The sequence below is a fragment of the Photobacterium sp. WH24 genome, assembly GCF_019204055.1.
Classification (GTDB): domain Bacteria; phylum Pseudomonadota; class Gammaproteobacteria; order Enterobacterales; family Vibrionaceae; genus Photobacterium; species Photobacterium arenosum.
The window spans coordinates 282,208-299,780 of record NZ_JAGSOZ010000003.1 but is presented as its reverse complement, the minus strand read 5'-3'; the positions used below and the strand labels follow the sequence as shown (position 1 = coordinate 299,780).

Annotated in this window: 16 protein-coding genes and 1 tRNA gene; 9 read left to right on the top strand and 8 right to left on the bottom strand. The window is 51.0% G+C overall.

What is annotated here, in order from left to right:
- Positions 1-23: 23 nt before the first annotated feature.
- Together KCG43_RS06270 and KCG43_RS06265 are read left to right on the top strand one after the other, a co-directional pair.
- Positions 24-100: transfer RNA gene (locus KCG43_RS06270), tRNA-Trp, on the top strand.
- 316 nt (positions 101-416) lie between these two features.
- Positions 417-1,274: an endonuclease/exonuclease/phosphatase family protein gene (locus KCG43_RS06265; RefSeq protein ID WP_192014561.1), complete on the top strand. Its 858-nt coding sequence runs from the start codon at positions 417-419 to the stop codon at positions 1,272-1,274.
- Here KCG43_RS06265 and KCG43_RS06260 read toward each other — a convergent pair.
- The 3 genes from KCG43_RS06260 to gloB all read right to left on the bottom strand — a co-directional run bounded on the left by KCG43_RS06260 (position 1,240) and on the right by gloB (position 4,345).
- Positions 1,240-1,929 (bottom strand): YIP1 family protein, encoded by a 690-nt coding sequence (locus KCG43_RS06260; protein WP_192014562.1) that lies wholly within the window; start codon positions 1,927-1,929, stop codon positions 1,240-1,242. The genes KCG43_RS06265 and KCG43_RS06260 overlap by 35 nt on opposite strands.
- Entirely contained in the window at positions 1,926-3,515 is a 1,590-nt protein-coding gene (locus KCG43_RS06255) for a LysM peptidoglycan-binding domain-containing protein (RefSeq protein WP_218383888.1), read from the bottom strand. The genes KCG43_RS06260 and KCG43_RS06255 overlap by 4 nt, the downstream gene beginning before the upstream one ends.
- 71 nt (positions 3,516-3,586) lie before the next feature.
- On the bottom strand, positions 3,587-4,345 hold the full coding sequence (gene gloB / locus KCG43_RS06250; RefSeq protein WP_192014564.1) for a hydroxyacylglutathione hydrolase: 759 nt from the start codon (positions 4,343-4,345) through the stop codon (positions 3,587-3,589).
- 38 nt (positions 4,346-4,383) lie between these two features.
- Between gloB and KCG43_RS06245 the strand changes: the two genes are divergently transcribed.
- The gene (locus KCG43_RS06245; protein WP_192014565.1) at positions 4,384-5,127 is read left to right on the top strand and encodes a methyltransferase domain-containing protein; all 744 of its coding nucleotides are present in this window, start codon (positions 4,384-4,386) and stop codon (positions 5,125-5,127) included.
- Between the two features lie 16 nt (positions 5,128-5,143).
- Here KCG43_RS06245 and rnhA read toward each other — a convergent pair whose 3' ends face one another.
- Positions 5,144-5,608 (bottom strand): ribonuclease HI, encoded by a 465-nt coding sequence (gene rnhA / locus KCG43_RS06240; RefSeq protein WP_192014566.1) that lies wholly within the window; start codon positions 5,606-5,608, stop codon positions 5,144-5,146.
- A 51-nt stretch (positions 5,609-5,659) separates the two neighbouring features.
- Here rnhA and dnaQ point away from each other — a divergent pair, with 51 nt between their 5' ends.
- On the top strand, positions 5,660-6,391 hold the full coding sequence (gene dnaQ, locus KCG43_RS06235) for a DNA polymerase III subunit epsilon (protein WP_218383886.1): 732 nt from the start codon (positions 5,660-5,662) through the stop codon (positions 6,389-6,391).
- 7 nt (positions 6,392-6,398) lie between these two features.
- The gene (locus tag KCG43_RS06230) at positions 6,399-7,655 is read left to right on the top strand and encodes a TIGR03503 family protein (protein WP_192014568.1); all 1,257 of its coding nucleotides are present in this window, start codon (positions 6,399-6,401) and stop codon (positions 7,653-7,655) included.
- Positions 7,656-7,816: 161 nt separating this feature from the next.
- On the opposite strand, the gene fadE is transcribed toward KCG43_RS06230, so the two are convergent.
- Positions 7,817-10,270: an acyl-CoA dehydrogenase FadE gene (fadE, locus tag KCG43_RS06225; protein WP_192014569.1), complete on the bottom strand. Its 2,454-nt coding sequence runs from the start codon at positions 10,268-10,270 to the stop codon at positions 7,817-7,819.
- A gap of 357 nt (positions 10,271-10,627) precedes the next feature.
- Between fadE and lpcA the strand changes: the two genes are divergently transcribed.
- Both lpcA and KCG43_RS06215 read left to right on the top strand, forming a co-directional pair.
- Complete coding sequence (lpcA, locus tag KCG43_RS06220) at positions 10,628-11,212, top strand: D-sedoheptulose 7-phosphate isomerase (RefSeq protein WP_120510134.1); 585 nt, start codon at positions 10,628-10,630, stop codon at positions 11,210-11,212.
- A gap of 30 nt (positions 11,213-11,242) precedes the next feature.
- Complete coding sequence (locus tag KCG43_RS06215; protein ID WP_218383883.1) at positions 11,243-12,055, top strand: class II glutamine amidotransferase; 813 nt, start codon at positions 11,243-11,245, stop codon at positions 12,053-12,055.
- A 65-nt stretch (positions 12,056-12,120) separates the two neighbouring features.
- Here the strand turns inward: KCG43_RS06215 and purN are convergent, their stop codons facing one another.
- Together purN and purM are read right to left on the bottom strand one after the other, a co-directional pair.
- Entirely contained in the window at positions 12,121-12,765 is a 645-nt protein-coding gene (gene purN, locus KCG43_RS06210) for a phosphoribosylglycinamide formyltransferase (RefSeq protein ID WP_218383882.1), read from the bottom strand.
- A 3-nt stretch (positions 12,766-12,768) separates the two neighbouring features.
- Positions 12,769-13,809, bottom strand: a complete 1,041-nt coding sequence (gene purM, locus KCG43_RS06205; protein WP_218383881.1) for a phosphoribosylformylglycinamidine cyclo-ligase — start codon at positions 13,807-13,809, stop codon at positions 12,769-12,771.
- A 194-nt stretch (positions 13,810-14,003) separates the two neighbouring features.
- On the opposite strand from purM, the gene upp reads away from it, so the two are divergent.
- Positions 14,004-14,630, top strand: coding sequence for a uracil phosphoribosyltransferase (gene upp, locus KCG43_RS06200; RefSeq protein WP_192014573.1), 627 nt, complete (start codon positions 14,004-14,006; stop codon positions 14,628-14,630).
- 76 nt (positions 14,631-14,706) lie between these two features.
- Here the strand turns inward: upp and KCG43_RS06195 are convergent, their stop codons facing one another.
- On the bottom strand, positions 14,707-15,957 hold the full coding sequence (locus tag KCG43_RS06195) for a uracil-xanthine permease family protein (RefSeq protein WP_192014574.1): 1,251 nt from the start codon (positions 15,955-15,957) through the stop codon (positions 14,707-14,709).
- Between the two features lie 455 nt (positions 15,958-16,412).
- On the opposite strand from KCG43_RS06195, the gene KCG43_RS06190 reads away from it, so the two are divergent.
- Complete coding sequence (locus tag KCG43_RS06190) at positions 16,413-17,549, top strand: DUF2066 domain-containing protein (protein WP_370630668.1); 1,137 nt, start codon at positions 16,413-16,415, stop codon at positions 17,547-17,549.
- Positions 17,550-17,573 lie beyond the last annotated feature (24 nt).

Here is a 17,573-nt window from a genome sequence, read left to right as displayed (position 1 = left end):
CTTATTAGCTAGAAATAGCTTGCAGGGGATTAGTTCAGCCCGGTAGAACGTCGGTCTCCAAAACCGAATGTCGGCGGTTCGAATCCGTCATCCCCTGCCACTTATAAAAAGCCTCGTCTTCGGACGGGGCTTTGTCGTTTCTGAGAGTCAGCGTGTTACGCTGATGTCGGCGGCTGGATCGTCAGCCCGCTGAGGCGCCTGTTCGATCGTCCGTCATCCTTTGCCACTTTGAAAAGCCTCGTCTCCGGACGGGGCTTTGTTGTTTCTGATATGTCCGGTCAGTGTATATGGATACAGATTTGTGAGTCGTATTTGGGTGTTATCTTCTAAGTGGATCTGAGTTACAGAAATTGCGCTTAGGTGTGGAAAATGTCTGATGATAATATGGTCAAATCAGAGATGGATGCAGGTGCAGAATGTTCAGAAAGCTCGCCATTGTTGTTGGTTTAACCCTGCTGGTCGCCGGAGGCGGAACCTATTACTCATTTGATATCCCTGATCAAGCGCAGGTGACAGACGCAGTGCAGGGAAAACAGTATAGTATTCATTGTCTTGATGCTAAGCCGAAAGCGGCCATTGATCGGAATGGAATGCTTCAGGTTACAGTCTGGAATATCTATAAACAGCAACGTGACACTTGGCAGACAGCACTGGAAACATTCAGTGCAGACAGTGATCTGGTGTTGATCCAGGAAGCCAAGCTGAGTGAGTCTTTTCGTCACTATCTGGCGCAGAGTCCATGGCAGGTCACGATGGCAAATGCGTTTGCTTTTCTGGATACGCCTGCGGGCGTGATGAACCTTTCGCGCCATCAGGCGGCACAGACATGCGCTTATCTGGCTGTTGAACCCTGGTTGCGTATTCCAAAGTCTGCGTTGCTAGCCAGATTCCCGCTGACGAATGGGCAGCAGCTGACGGTGGTGAATCTGCATGGGATAAATTTTGCGTGGGGACTGGACGAATACAGGGCACAGTTTAACGCTTTGTCAGAACAGCTTGAACAAGCCAAGGGACCGGTATTATTGGCAGGCGACTTTAATACCTGGCGGCAAGAGCGTATGGCTGTGGTGACCCGTTTTATTGAAGAGTTGGGTCTGCATGAAGTTACCCTTGATAAAGACCTGCGTACCCGGGTTCTAGGTTGGCCACTTGATCATTTATTTTATCGTGGCCTTAAACTGGAACAGGCTGAGGCACCGGGAACCGATGCCTCAGATCATCATCCAATCATCGCCCGTTTCAGGCTGTTAGAATCAAAAGGGGCCAAACAGTAACGACCAGTAACCAAGGTAATGTAGCAATAACAATGGCTTTGGCACGCTCGATACCACACCACAGGCTGACTGCTATATAACTAAGCGCAATATACCAAGGTGCAAGCAAAGGAATGCTAGAGGCAAAAGCGGCCCAGGGATGATTCATCGGCAGTTTGATGAAAGCGTTCAGGCTGTTCAAATCAGCGGCGTTTGGCAGTACTTGCGATGGGTTGAACAGCACATTCAGATAGCTGGCCAGATCGCCAATCAGAGTTGGTAGCATAATAAAGCAGCTTGCAGCCAGCCACTTGCCGAAACTTTGCGGTGCTTTACTGTTCTTGGTCGCCAGGTTCAACCAAAGTGCCAGAAGCAGGAGGTTGGCAGTGCGACCGAAAATATCACTGAACACTTCTCCTGCAAGCAGCACTTCCCGTGATAGCCAATCAAGCTGATTTTCTTCCGTAAGCTGGGCTAACTGGTTGCGAAGTGTGTCTTGCAGCCAGGCCAAATCGACCTGATTAAAGTAACTGCCCCACAAACCAAAGGGGGTGAGTATCAATAACAGATAAGGTAACAGCGCCCATTTAGGGCGCTGGTGCAATGCAGTAAAGCAATCTACCGGTGAGCGAAACAAGTCCAGTAAAGCGATAAATGGATTGCTGGACGGCATCATACGCTCACCTTAGTGACATCAACAAACAGCTTCAGTTTTTGACCCGGCTTGAGGTACTTTTGGCTCCCCAGTTGATTCCATTTAATCACATCTGCCAATTTTACATTGAACCGATCCGCGATAGCACTGAGGTTGTCACCGGTTCGGACTTCATAATAAACCGTTCTGATCACACCGCCGTTTTGGCTGGTTTTCCAGATGTTCAGCTTCTGTCCGACGCGAAGCGTTGATTGCTTGCTTAAGCCGTTCCACTTCATCAGCTCTTTAATACTGACTTTCTGCTTTTTCGCGATGGTCCACAAACTATCACCGGGTTCCACCTTGTAAATCGTGCGGTATCCGCTGCCGTGGCTAACCTGGGAGCGAACTTCGGTCAGGCTTGGAAATGCATTTTCACCATTCATAGCAACAGGGATAAGAATATACTTACCCTCTCTGATGCCTGAACCTGCCATTTTGTTAGCCCGCTGAATAAGATCAACCGAGGTATGGTGCTTCTTGGCCAGTACGCTCAGGCTGTCCCCGGCTTTGACCTGGTAGCGCACGACTTTCATGCCCTGTCGGCCATTCTCTTCAAAGGATTGATTGAACGTCGCGACATTAGCGACCGGTAGCAGGAGATGCGTTTGACCTTCGGGGGCTGTTGCCCACTGATTATAAGCAGGATTGAGCGATTTCAGTTCCGAAAGAGAAAGTCCTGCATATTTAGCGGCCATGGCTAGATCCATTTGGGTTTTTGGATCGACGGTTTCAACCGCAGGCTCATTGGCAATGAAGGGAATATCGACGCCGTATTTGCTTTGATGACGGACAATGTCAGCAACAGCTAGCAGCTTGGGAACGTATCCGCTGGTCTCTTTGGGCAGATCCAGTGACCAGAAGTCTGTAGGTTTACCGGCTTTCTTATTTTCACGAATCGCCCGGAATACTCTGCCTTCTCCTGAGTTATAAGCGGCAAGAGCATGAAGCCAGTTACCATCGAAACGGCGGTTGAGGTACTCAAGCAGGTCAAGGGCAGCTTCGGTTGACTGGACGACATCACGACGGCCGTCATACCACCAGTTTTGCTTCAGGCCAAACTGACGGCCAGTACCTGGGATGATTTGCCACAAACCGGCCGCGCGGCCATGTGAATAGGCAAACTGATCAAATGAGCTTTCTACGATAGGCAGCAGTACCAATTCCAGCGGCATGCCACGTTTTTCGACGGCGTCAGTAATGTAGTAGAGGAAGGGTTCTGCACGTGAAGCGACAATAGTGAGATGCCCGGGGTGGCGAAGATACCAGTTGCGGTAGTAATTGACACGTTTGTTATCCGGGACATCGAGCTTGAGCTGCATGGCAATGCGTTGCCATGCATCATCCTGTTCCTGTGGTGTCACCACGGGTGCCGGCGGCGCAACATCAGCCATTGGTGTATCCAATGCGGTCACTGGCTTGTCTGCTGTGCCTGTATCTGTATTGTTATTATTTTGCGCTGCAGCTGAAATTTCCTGATTAGTTGCCACAGGCTCTTGTTGAGAATTTCCTGTTATTTGGCAACCAGCCAGAAGCAGCGCACTCGCTAAAAAAAATCGGTATTTCATGTAACCTGCCTTTAGCCAAAATCGCAGGTGATAATACTTGGCGAAAGGTGCTGGTTACAAGTGACCGTCCTTCAAAAATTGTCCTTCCAACGTCTGAGGGCTGCGAAGGTTTCCAGGTCACTGTCGTTAACCGCTTTATCTGAAACAGCTTTTTTGATACTTGGCTGATCACAACGTAAAAACGGATTGACGCGTTTTTCCAGCCCTAAAGTCGTTGGAATCGTACTTATTCCACGGGCACGTCGCTGACTGACCTCTTCACGGTAACGCTGCAGGTGAGGATTATCCTGCTCAGCAACTAACGCAAAGGCCAGGTTACTACTGGTATATTCATGCGCACAGAAAACTTCAGTTTCGTCTGGCAATGCGGTTAATTTTTGTAACGAACTGTACATCTGGGCTGCTGTGCCTTCAAAAAGGCGGCCACAGCCAGCCGAGAACAATGTATCGCCGCAGAAAAGTTTGCCATCGCCAACGTAGGCAATATGTCCCGAGGTATGGCCGGGCAAGCCTAACACCATGAAACGTTCGTCGAAAATATCGACCTGATCGCCATCTTCGACAGACTGTGTCAGTCCGGGAATGGCCTCAGATCCGGGGCCGACTATTTTACAGGCAGGAAAAGCTCGCTTAAGTTCACTGATTCCGCCAACATGATCATGATGGTGATGGGTAATCAGGATTGCTTCAAGTGTCAGATTGCTGGTGTTTAAGCAATCCAGAACAGGAGTGGCGTCACCCGGGTCAACAACAACGCAGCGATTATCCGGCCCTTGAACTAGCCAGATGTAATTGTCGTTAAATGCAGGTATGCTCTTAATAGTTAGCATGAAATTGTCTCCAGTCCTTGATGTGTGAGTCATCATTTATGAAGCCAGCCCGCACGATAAAAGAAATCGACACACCCTATTCCTGGTCTCAGCTGGTTCAGGGAGAATGGGCGGCACAAATGCTTCAGGCTCAGCTGGATGAATGGTGGCCGAGACTCTTTGGCTACCACATGCTGAAGTTGGGCGGCCTGAGCTGCGAATTTGTCAGTGGCCATTGTAACATCCGCCATCAGGTTTGTATTGATCGCGATAATCCGCTTCGGAATCTTGAAGCCGATCCGATGGCATTACCTTTTCTGGAAAAGTCCTTTGATGCCTGTGTGTTAGCGCATCAGCTGGATTTCTGTGGTGATCCCCATTCACTGCTTCGGGAAGTTGACAGGGTACTGGTCGATGACGGCTATCTGCTGATCACAGGTTTTAATCCACTGAGCTTGCACGGTATGCGGGGGCTGTTGCCCTGGAACCGGAAACGTGCGCCTTGGTCGGGGCGTATGTTCATGCCTATCCGGGTCAAAGACTGGCTGGGGGTGCTGAATTACGAAGTCGTGTTTCATGAAAACCTGGCGATATTACCGCCCACCAGATATCCGGCGTTTTCTGCCTGGGCAGAAAGTATGCTATCGGGCTCCTTCTCCGGAGTCGGCGGAATTTATCTGATTGTGGCCAGAAAGCGAACCTTTCCACTCAAGCCGATCAAGCCAAGCTGGAAGCTGCGGCGACAACTCACGCCAATCAGTGTGAATTGCCGCACTCAGGCTAATAAGAAGCAGTCGGGATAATACCGACTGAGAGCAGTCAGCTTTCCTGGTAACCGGTATCGTCTTTCGAGGGGGATTCGGCCGCCTGGCGGGCCAGCTCGTCACAGCGTTCATTTTCGGGATGGCCGGCATGGCCTTTTACCCAGTGCCAGCGGACTTGATGGCGTTGCGTTTCCTGTTCCAACTGCTGCCACAGGTCAGCATTTTTGACCGGTTTTTTATCTGCCGTTTTCCAGCCACGCTTTTTCCAGTTGTGGATCCACTGTGTGATACCCTGACGCACATATTGGCTATCAGTGGTCAAATCAACGTCGCAAGACTCTTTGAGGCTGGCCAGTCCGACTATGGCTGCTAACAATTCCATGCGATTATTGGTGGTCATGAAGAAGCCATCATTGAGCTCTTTGACATGGCCTTTATAACGTAAAATTGTGCCATAGCCGCCTGGGCCTGGGTTGCCGAGGCAAGAACCGTCGGTGAAAATCTCTACCTGCTTGGTCATCTTTGGTAGTATTCATCTTTATTAAAACTCTAGTCTGACATAACCGATACTATGAAAGCCACCAATGAACGCATAATTGTATTTGATACCGAAACCACAGGTATGAATATGACCGGCCCTCACTATGAAGGGCATCGCATCGTTGAAATCGGTGCTGTGGAAATCGTTAACCGAAAATTCACCGGACGGACTTTTCACGTCTACATCAAACCGGATCGGCCGATTGATCCAGAAGCCGTTGCCGTTCATGGTATTACGGATGATTTTCTGCGCGATAAGCCGTCTTATGCTGACATCCATCACGAGTTCATGGATTTTATCCGCGGTGCTGAGCTAGTCGCACATAACGCCCCCTTCGATATCGGCTTCATGGATTATGAATTCAGGAAGCTGGATCCTTCTATCGGAAAAACCACCGACTTTTGCTCGGTGACCGATACCCTGGACATGGCGAAGAAAATCTTCCCGGGTAAACGCAACAATCTGGACATACTTTGTTCGCGCTACGGTATTGATAACTCTCACCGTACTCTGCATGGCGCTTTGCTCGATGCTGAGATCCTGGCCGACGTTTATCTGATGATGACGGGCGGGCAGACCTCACTGGCATTAAATGCCGCCGGTGAAGAAAGTGACAGCGGTGCAGAAAGCGGGATACGTCGTCTTGCCTCGGGAAGGAAAACATTAAAGATTATCCGTGCTTCTGCCGATGAACTAGAAGCGCATGAAGCGCGTTTAGATATCATCGAGAAAAAAGGTGACGTCACACTCTGGCGTCGATAGGAGAAGCATGCGAAGGCTAGCGTTACTGTCTACATTGATCCCGGTGCTGCTTGGTACGCAAAGCGTGCAGGCTGCGTCCTGGCTGGACAACCGATTCCGGGTTGATCCTACCATCAAGCAAGTGGCCTTCGTGGTAGAAAGAGAATCCGAGAACCAGAATGTGGTCTTGGTCAGGCCGGACGGGGAGAAATACTATCCGTGGCGGCATCCGGATAATGTCGCCTGGCACGAAGAACCGGGCAGGGACATCATTACGATTGAAAACCCTATGCCGGGCCCCTGGCAGGCGGTTGGCCGGGTCAGTGATAAGAATCAGGTCAAGGTGCTTTCAAACCTGAAGCTGGATGTGGCACCGTTGCCGGAAAGATTATATCAGAGCGAATCTTACAAATTCACTGCTCGCCTGACACAAGATGGTGAGTTGCTCACTGACCGGGATTTTCTCGACAGCGTCAAGATGTCGGTGAACTTCTTTGAATATGTGGACGAGCCTGAAACGCAATCTGAAGATGCTTTGCCCACCCCTCTGTCATTGGGCGAGTTTGCCGATGATGGGCTGAATCTTGATGAAGCCCCCGGAGACGGTGTGTTCACCGTCGCCCTGCCGGTACATATCCAGCCGGGGCGATACCGGGTGAATATCACCTCTGGCAATGGTATTTTTCTCCGTACTCATGAGCAGCAGGTCATGGTTTACCCGCCACCGGTATTATCCACCTTCATTCAGGCGAGAGCGCAGGAAGATTCCCATAAGTTGGTGGTGACCTCTGATGAAGGCATGATTGAGCCGGGCTCTGTGTCGGTGCATGTTGAGCAGGATGCACCGGATGGCAGCGTGACTATCAGCCAGGAACAGTCTCAGCCAGAGACAACCAATGTGGACGTTGCCGTTCCTAACCTGCAACAGCCTGGAAGCTATGCCTGGTCTGGGTGGGTGTATGCTACGGATACTTATCAAAAGCGGCCTTTGGTTTTCCCGTTAGAGAAAAGTCATTTTGCCATTACGTCAGTTCTGCAATTAGATAAGAACCTGGCAGAGTACCGTGCCCGACAAGAAGAAAAAGCCAGACTTGAAGCTGAAAAACAGCGACTTGAGGAACAACTGGCCGCCCGCAGTCAGGCATGGAAGGTGATTCTGGCGGGTAACGGTGTGATGGTATTGATGGCGCTTGTCTTTGTGATGCTGAGAAAAAGGCGAACAAAACCGGTTGCTGCAGAACCGGAAGCGCCTAAATTGGAAATACCACCGGATGTCAAAGTCTAGCCGCGTAAAGGAAAGGTGCGGTGAATCCTGAACTCGGCTTTATACTAATCAGGCCAGCGAATCAGATGAAAAGAAAAAGGGAAGCGCAATGCTTCCCTTTTGGTTTGTGCTTTCAACAAGCAGATGTGTTTACGCAAGCAGGCAGATACGTAAGCAAATAGTTACGCAGCATTTTCAATGTTTTTCTGCGTATCGGCCATGCCTGCGACTAAACGCTGGGGGTCGAAGTCATCCACATTGATGGTGCGCAGACGACCAGTTTCAGCACGTCGCAGCAGCTCAGCTTCATCTTCGTTGATAGCTTTCAACTCCAGGCCGGTGTCGGCCACTTTATCCAGCTGCATGAACGGCAGTTTTTTACCTGCAGCCTGGCACACTCGGTCGTATAAAGGCTCAGCAGCCAGAATGTCTTTCAGCGCTTCTTCCATCATACCCACGGGGTTAGTCTCAATGGCTTCAAGGAACTGGCCGCGGCCTAACCGGTCACGGGTTTCACTTGGTGTTTGCAGCATAACGGCCAGCTTGTGATCCAGTTTGTCGCTAGGTTGAACACGAGACAGACCACGTGGCAAGATCAGCACGCGTAGCAGCCCGGCAACGGCACGGTTAGGGAAGTTGCGCAGGAACTGGTCGATGGCTTGCTCGGTCTGATACAGCGCATCCTGCAGGCCCCAGTGAACCAGCGGCAGATCTTCTTGCTTACTGCCGTCATCGGCATAACGTTTCAGGGTTGCAGAAGCCAGATACAGCTGGCTCAGGATATCACCCAGACGCGCCGACAGGCGTTCTTTACGCTTCAGTGAGCCACCCAGAACAGCCATGGACATATCAGACAGCAAAGCCATGTTGGCACTGTAGCGGTTCAATTGCTGGTAATAACGTTTAGTGGCGTCTTTACGCGGCGAAGAAGATCCGCGACCGTCGGTCAGGCCCAGCCAGAATGAGCGCATCAAATTACTGATCACAAAGCCAACATGCCCAAACAGCGCATCGTCAAAGTCGATCAGTGCCTGACGCTGGTCTTCGTTGTAGGCGGCATTCATTTCTGTCAGCACATAGGGATGACAGCGAATGGCACCCTGACCATAAATAATCATGGAGCGGGTCAGGATATTGGCGCCTTCCACAGTGATCGCGATAGGTGCCCCCTGATAGCCACGCGCCAGGAAGTTACTTGGACCCAGGCAGATGCCTTTACCGCCGATGATGTCCATCGCGTCTATGATTCCGCGCTGGCTGCGGTGAGTACAGTGGTATTTCACGATGGCAGAAATAACCGACGGCTTTTCACCGAGATCAATACCGGAGACAGTCAGGCTGCTGGCAGCGTCCAGCACATAAGCATTACCGGCAATACGTGCCAGCGGCTCTTCAATACCTTCCATCTTACCGATAGGCAGCTTGAACTGGCGACGGATACGTGAGTAGGCGCCGGTTGCCAGGGCTGTTGTTTTCAGGCCACCTGTGGTGTTTGATGGCAGTGTGATACCGCGGCCAACCGACAGGCATTCCACCAGCATACGCCAGCCTTGCCCTGCCATTTCCTGACCACCAATGATGTAGCTCAGCGGAACGAAGATTTTATCGCCCTGAGTCGGACCATTCTGGAACGGCACGTTGAGTGGGAAGTGGCGGCGACCTATCTTCACGCCGTCTAAATGCGTCGGAATCAGAGCACAGGTGATACCTAGCTCTTCTTCATCGCCCATCAAATGCTCTGGATCGTACAGCTTGAAAGCCAGACCCAAAACCGTGGCCACGGGAGCCAGCGTGATATAACGCTTGTTCCAGGTCAGCTCCATACCCAGGATTTCTTCGCCCTGCCACTGGCCTTTTTTGACAATACCGAAATCTGGAATCGCGCCGGCGTCAGAGCCTGCCTCAGGACTGGTCAGAGCAAAACAGGGAATTTCTTTACCTGCCGCGAGGCGAGGAAGGTAGTGGTTTTTCTGCTCTTCTGTACCGTAGTGTTGCAGCAGCTCACCCGGACCTAATGAGTTAGGCACGCCAACGGTAGATGACATCACCATAGACACACTGGACAGCTTTTGCAGCACCAGTGATTGCGCATAAGCCGAAAACTCCAGACCACCGAACTCTTTCTTGATGATCATGGCAAAGAATTTCTTGTCTTTCAGGTACTGCCAGACTTCCGGAGGGAGATCGGCCATATCATGAGTGACTTCAAAGTCATTGACCATACGGCAGACTTCATTGACCGGGCCTTCCAGGAAAGCTTTCTCTTCTGCACTCAGGCGTGGCGCAGGAATATCATGCAGCTTGTTCCAGTCCGGCGCACCGCGGAATAGATCCGCTTCCCACCAGACAGTGCCGGCGTCGATCGCTTCTTTTTCCGTCCGCGACATTTCCGGCATCACGCCTTTGAAGGCTTTCAGTGCCGGTTTGCTGAGTAATTTCTGACGGATTGCCTGCAGATTCAGCGGCAATGCAATAATCAGGAAAGCCAGCCAGCTGTATTCGCCGGTGATATCCAGCACAGTACCAACAGCAAGCGCTACGGCGAAAACAAGGGTGAAGGTTCTGAGGCTGGCTCTGTGATAAGCGAGCACTCCGGTTATCCCCAACAACCCCAGCAGGTACACGAGTGTAGCCATTGTTTCTTCTCCTTATTAGAGATATTCCCTTAGGGTATTTTTAATGAGTTTTGTATTCGGGTAAGAGGTCATACCACTTGATTTGATTGTAAGGTAATCTTTAGCGAAATGTAAAAATCTTTTTTTGATTTTGCTGAGTAGGTTCTCATCGCCATTGGAGGACAGGGGCGACAAAAAGGCGGAAAAAGTGGCAGGAAATCGGTTTCCCTGTTCGCCGGGACGCTGATATGAGGGGAAAATCACTGCAATTGCTGCCCGGTCAGTCGACACTTCCTAGTGTTTGTGGGTAAACTGCCTGTCAGGGCATATCCGGCAGGGAATTCCTTGCTTTACACAACAAATCACAGAGAAAAGCCTATGTACCAAGATCTCATTCGTGCCGAACTGACTGAAGCGGCGGACGTACTGAACCGATTCATCAGCGATGAAAAAAATCTGGCGGATATTCAGGCTGCCGCGAAGCTGCTGGCAGATTCTTTCAAACAAGGCGGTAAGGTTTTGTCCTGCGGCAACGGCGGCTCGCACTGTGATGCGATGCATTTTGCCGAAGAGCTGACGGGCCGTTACCGGGATAACCGTCCTGGCTATCCGGGCATTGCGATCTCTGATCCCAGCCATCTGTCTTGTGTCAGTAACGACTTTGGTTATGAATATGTGTTTTCCCGTTACCTGGAAGCGGTTGGTGCGAAAGGCGATGTACTGTTTGGTTTGTCAACGTCCGGTAATTCAGCGAATATTTTGAAGGCCATAGAAGCGGCAAAAGCGAAAGGCATGAAAGTGATTGCACTGACAGGCAAAGACGGCGGCAAAATGGCCGGTATTGCGGATGTGGAAATTCGTGTGCCGCATTTTGGTTATGCTGATCGTATTCAGGAAATTCACATTAAGATCATCCATATTCTTATCATGCTGGTTGAAAAGGAAATGGAAGGGGCCGAGTAATTCGGTAACCTGACTGAGGGACAAGGAAACATGTGTGAATTGCTTGGCATGAGTGCCAACGTACCTACTGATATTTGTTTCAGTTTCACCGGTCTGATGCAACGCGGTGGGCGCACAGGCCCGCACGCAGACGGCTGGGGCATTACCTTCTATGAGGGTAAAGGGTTTCGTACATTCAAAGATCCCAAACCCAGTTGCCATTCTAAAATTGCTGAGTTGGTGCAACAGTATCCGATTAAAAGTTGTGCAGTGATCAGCCATATCAGACAGGCGAACCGGGGTGGGGTGTGTCTGGAAAATACCCATCCCTTTACCCGTGAGCTATGGGGACGCTATTGGACCTTCGCACATAATGGCCAGCTGACAGGGTATGATACCCTGGAAGCGGGGCGCTATCAGTCAGTCGGAGATACAGACAGTGAAATTGCCTTTTGCTGGTTGATGAATCAGATTGACAGCAAACTTCCTCAGCCACCGGATGACTGGAGCCAGATTTTTGAGGTGGTGGCTGAGTGTTGCGATGAGCTGAGGAAGCTCGGTGTATATAACATGCTGCTCAGTGATGGTGAGTTTGTACTGGCTTATTGTACTAATAACCTGCACTGGATCACCCGGCGGGCACCTTTTGGCAAAGCTTCGCTGATTGATGAAGATGTCACCATTGATTTTCAGAAAGAGACCACACCGAATGATGTGGTGACTGTGATTGCGACTCAGCCGCTGACTAATGATGAGCGCTGGCACAAAATGGCAACGGGCGAATTTGCGGTATTCCATTATGGCGAACTGATCAATAAGCGCGTGCTGGACGTACCGGAAGATCCCCCGCCGTCACTAACTTAACCTTGTTTTCTGGATATAAAAAATGCGGCTCTATAGCCGCATTCTTGTATTCAGCACCTGAAAGATCACTCTTCTGAGGCGTAACCCTGTTGTGGCAGACGTTTGCCGTCCAACAAGGCAGCATCATCTTGCATGATCACTCGTCCTTGCAGGAACCACTGACACACCAATGGGTAAATTCTGTGCTCTTGCTGCTGAACCCGCGCCATAACATCTTCAGCCGTATCATCTGAAAAAATCGGCACTTTGGCTTGCAGAATAACCGGGCCACCGTCTAACTCTTCCGTGACAAAGTGCACACTGGTGCCGTGTTCCTGATCGCCGGCATCCAGCGCACGCTGGTGAGTGTGCAGACCGGTATACTTAGGCAGCAGGGAGGGGTGGATGTTCAGCATACGGCCATGGTAGTGACTGACAAAGTCGCCACTCAGGATACGCATGTAGCCAGCCAGCACCACTAAGTCCGGCTGATACCCATCGATGAGATCTGCCAGCGCGCGATCAAAGCTGTCGCGGTCGGCGTAATCTTTTGCAGCGAGATGGGCCGTCGCAATACCGGCCAGTCGCGCACGCTCCAACCCGTAGGCGTCCGATTTATTGGAGATAACGGCTGCAATGCGGCCGTTATCTATCACGCCGTTTTCACAGGCATCTATGATGGCCTGTAAATTAGAGCCGCTGCCTGATATGAGGACAACAATGTTTTTCATTGTTTAGCGAATCTCCACCTGGGCTTCACCCTCGGCAGCATCCGCAATGGTTCCCAGCAGCCAGGCGCTCTCACCTTCAGCGTTGAGCAGGGCAACAGCTTGCTCCGCCTGTGTCTGAGGCAGGGCAATGACCAGGCCAACACCACAGTTAAAGGTACGGTACATTTCATGCGTTTCCACATTGCCCGCGGTTTGCAGCCAGTTGAATACAGCCGGCCATTCCCAGCTTTTGCCATCAATGATCGCTTTTGTACCTTGTGGCAGTACGCGTGGGATGTTCTCCCAGAAACCGCCACCGGTAATGTGAGAGATGGCGTGCAGTTCGCAGCTTTCCATCATCTTCAGTACGGATTTCACGTAAATGCGGGTTGGCTCCAGCAGGTGGTCAGCTAAAGGTTTACCTTCCAGATCCTGAGTCAGATCGGCTTGAGACACTTCAAGGATTTTACGGATCAGAGAATAGCCGTTTGAGTGCGGGCCACTGGATGCGACGGCAATCAGTGCATCGCCTGCTTTCACTTTGGTGCCATCGATGATCTCAGACTTTTCCACGACACCGACACAAAATCCGGCTACGTCGTAATCTTCACCATGGTACATGCCCGGCATTTCTGCCGTTTCACCACCGATCAATGCACAGCCAGACTGTACACAACCTTCACCGATACCGCTCACTACGCTTGCTGCTGTGTCTACGTCCAGCTTGCCCGTTGCATAGTAGTCGAGGAAAAACAGTGGTTCTGCACCCTGTACGATCAGATCGTTCACACACATGGCGACCAGGTCGATACCAATGGTGTCGTGCTTTTTCAGATCCATCGCCAGACGCAGCTTGGTTCCTACCCCGTCTGTGCCAGAAACAAGTACAGGTTCTTTGTACTTGGTCGGCAGTGAGCACAGGGCGCCAAATCCACCCAGACCACCCATGACTTCAGGACGAGTTGTGCGTTTGACTACACCTTTGATTCGATCAACCAAGGCATTCCCTGCATCAATATCGACACCTGCATCTTTGTAACTAAGAGAAGAATGATTACCGCTCACAACAGATCCTCACCGGTTAAATCGCAAAATCCGCAGTATGATAACAGCAGTCAGGGCGGAAAGGAAAACGTTTGCGTCAAATATTCCTGGTGGGAGAATGCTAAGCAGATAAGCTGCTATTCCCTACCTGTAAGACTATGGACTAGTGTATAATAGATCGATTTTTTTGAAATTTTGTTGTGTAGGAGTCCAAGATGAAAGTCGTTGAGGTAAAACATCCGCTGGTGAAGCATAAAATTGGCCTGATGCGTGAAGCCGACATCAGCACCAAGCGGTTCCGCGAGCTGGCGACTGAGGTGGGAAGCCTGCTGACTTATGAAGCGACGTCTGACTTCGAAACAGAGACAATTACCATTGAAGGTTGGAATGGCCCGGTTGAGGTTGATCAAATCAAAGGTAAGAAAGTGACAGTGGTGCCGATCCTGCGTGCCGGCCTGGGTATGATGGACGGTGTGCTGGAACATATGCCAAGTGCCCGCATCAGTACTGTCGGTATTTATCGTGATGAGGAAACGCTGGAGCCTGTGCCTTATTTCCATAAGCTGGCATCAAACATTGATGAGCGTATGGCGCTGGTGGTTGATCCTATGCTGGCGACCGGTGGTTCTATGATTGCCACTATTGATTTGCTGAAAGAGCACGGCTGTAATGCCATTAAAGTGCTGGTGCTGGTGGCAGCGCCTGAGGGCATTGCGGCTCTTGAGAAAGCGCACCCGGATGTAGAGCTGTACACAGCGGCTATCGATCAGAAGCTGAACGACAAAGGCTATATCGTCCCAGGTCTGGGTGATGCCGGTGACAAAATCTTTGGCACTAAGTAACAGCAGTTAACGCGCATAAAAAAACCGGCAGTTCGCCGGTTTTTTTGACTCTGTCTATTGGCTCAGAATAATGGGATCAGACGTCGTTAGAACCCATTTGTGCATTATCCACCACTTTGCTTTCACCCAAGTCTTTCGGCAGCACCAGGTTCAGGACAATGGCAACGATACCGCACAAGCTGATGCCCTGCAGGCTGAATTCGCCAATGCCAAACGCCATGCCGCCAATACCGAACACCAGAGTCACAGCCACAATCACCAGATTGCGTGATTTGTGCAGATCGACCTGATGCTTAATCAGAGTATTCAGCCCTACTGTCGCGATAGAGCCGAACAGCAAAATCATGATACCTCCCATCACAGGCACAGGTATGGTTTGCAGTGTGGCGCCCAGCTTACCGACAAAAGCCAGAATGATGGCAGTGACAGCGCTCCAGGTCATGATGGCCGGGTTGAATGCTTTGGTTAGCATAACGGCACCTGTGACTTCTGAATAAGTGGTATTAGGCGGCGCGCCAAACATGGATGCGGCAATGGTTGCCACGCCGTCACCGGCCATGGTGCGGTGCAGACCCGGTTTTTTGAGATAGTCTTTGCCCGTCACATTCGAAATGGCCAGCATGTCACCGACGTGTTCAACAGCCGGGGCAATCGCCACAGGGATCATGAACAGAATGGCATTGATATTGAATTCTGGCATGGTGAAATTCGGCATGGCCAGCCAGCTTGCTTGCTGTACCGGTGTGAAATCGACCACACCGAATGCCAGGCTGGTGGCATAACCGGCCAGAATACCTGAGATGATAGGCACGAGCTTGAAAATGCCTTTGGCGAGTACGCTGACCAGAATAGTCACGAGCAGCGAGATACTGGCAATCCACAAAGCCACATCGCCGTTTACAATCTGGATGGCGCCATCACCACTTTTTCCCAGCGCCATGTTGACTGCCGCAGGTGCCAGCCCTAACCCGATCACCATGATGACGGGGCCGACCACCACAGGCGGAAGCAGTTTATGGATAATGCCGACCCCGCGGACTTTAATCACACTGGCCATGATCAGGTAGATCACCCCGGCCATCATCAGGCCACCGAGTGTCGCAGGGATCCCCCAGGTTTGGACGCCGTAAAGGATGGGAGCAATGAAAGCAAAAGAGGAAGCAAGGAAGATGGGGACACTGCGTTTGGTGATGACCTGGAAAAGTAAGGTGCCGATACCGGCGCCGAACAGCGCGACGTTGGGATCCAGTCCGGTTAAAAGCGGCACCAGAACCAGCGCACCAAATGCTACAAAAAGCATCTGCACACCTTGTAATATCTGCATCATTGTCACGAATCTCCCTTGGTATAAAAAAATCGCGCAATGCTAGCACAAGCGCAAACGTTTCCCCAATGATCCTGAATATTAATTTTATAGTCTTGTTATTAGTGTGGCGTGAAAGGCTAAAGCTGGCGGACTGTCTATGATTTCATCTTGCGATACGCGTAGTAAGTTTGTTCAGGACGAGAACCTCTGATGCAAGGTTAATCTGTCTGAAGAAAGAAAGCTAACTTGTCCCCGTTTTTGGTATTTTTTTATGGTAAATAACGTCATTTGTCGCTAGCTAAGGTATAGTGAGCCCTGTCAATTTGCTGACGTCAGGTTATGGCTCACTGCAGTCATAACTCTCACAACAGGATGATTCTCATCCTTTATTTACAATGATATTCGACGAGTGATTTATGTGGCGTGTTGCTTTTTTTCTTGTAGCGCTCATGGCTTTGCCGCTGCAGGCGGCTACAGTGAATACTTTATATCAGGCGCAGGTGCCTCTGCCTGATTCCGACCGGCAAACGGAGCGAACCGCACGGGTTGCCGCCTTACAACAAGTGCTGGTGAAAGTGTCCGGGCAGCGAGACATCGTCAGCAATGACGTTATCCGGAAAGCGCTGGAAAACAGCAGCTCTTATGTCAGCCAGCTGGGTTACGGCAATGAGCAGGGACAGCCGGTGCTGGAAATCAGTTTTGACAGCGAGAAAATCCGTACACTGCTGACTCAGGCCAGTGCCACGTTTTGGTCTGAGCAACGACCCACTGTGCTTGTCTGGCTGGTGGAAGAGGCTAATCGTGATCGCGCGATAGTGTGGGATCAGTCCGGTAATAGCCTGCAAGCTAGTCTGAACCTGGCGGCGGCGCACCGTGGTGTGCCAGTGCTGCTGCCCATCGGTGATTTTCAGGACGTGACCGCTATTAGTGTGCCGGATTTGTGGGGCGGATTTTCGCAGCCAATTGCGAATGCCAGCGCTCGTTATCAGCCCGATGCAGTACTGATTGCGCGTGTTCAGCGTCGCAGCGACAGCATGCAGCTGGCCTGGCAACTGTATCCGAGTTCACCGGCAGCCATGCTGGATGGCAACTCAGCATCACTCGAGGGGCGTAACAGTGGAGACAGTGTGGCGGCCATTACGGCGATGATGGATCAGGTTGCCGACAATCTGGCATCACGCTATGCCGTCCAGCTGGGTGGTGCCACCGAAGGCGGTTTTGCCATTGACGTGGCTAATGTGCGCCGGGTTGAAGACTTTTTTCAGCTTGAGAAACTGCTGAAAGATCTCAGCTCAGTGGCCTCTGTGAATGCCAGCCATTTGCAGGGTGATAAGGTCCGCTTTGCGATTCAGCTGTTGAGCAACGAACAGGTGTTTGCCCGCGAGTTGAGTATGGAACCCAGGATTCAGGCACAGCCGGCTGCGTCGCTGGTGCGTGATGTCGCCTTTGATAATCAATCCGCAGAGGATACAACTCCAGCGAAGCAGGAAGGTATGATAGTGCCGACCTCCAGAGAAGGATCGGCGTCTGAGCCCTTGTCTCAGCTGGATGTGTCTGGCACTCAGGCTGCAACATCCAGCATCGGTTTGTATTACTGGAACCCAAACGCCTGATACTATTGCAGAAAATTATCGTAA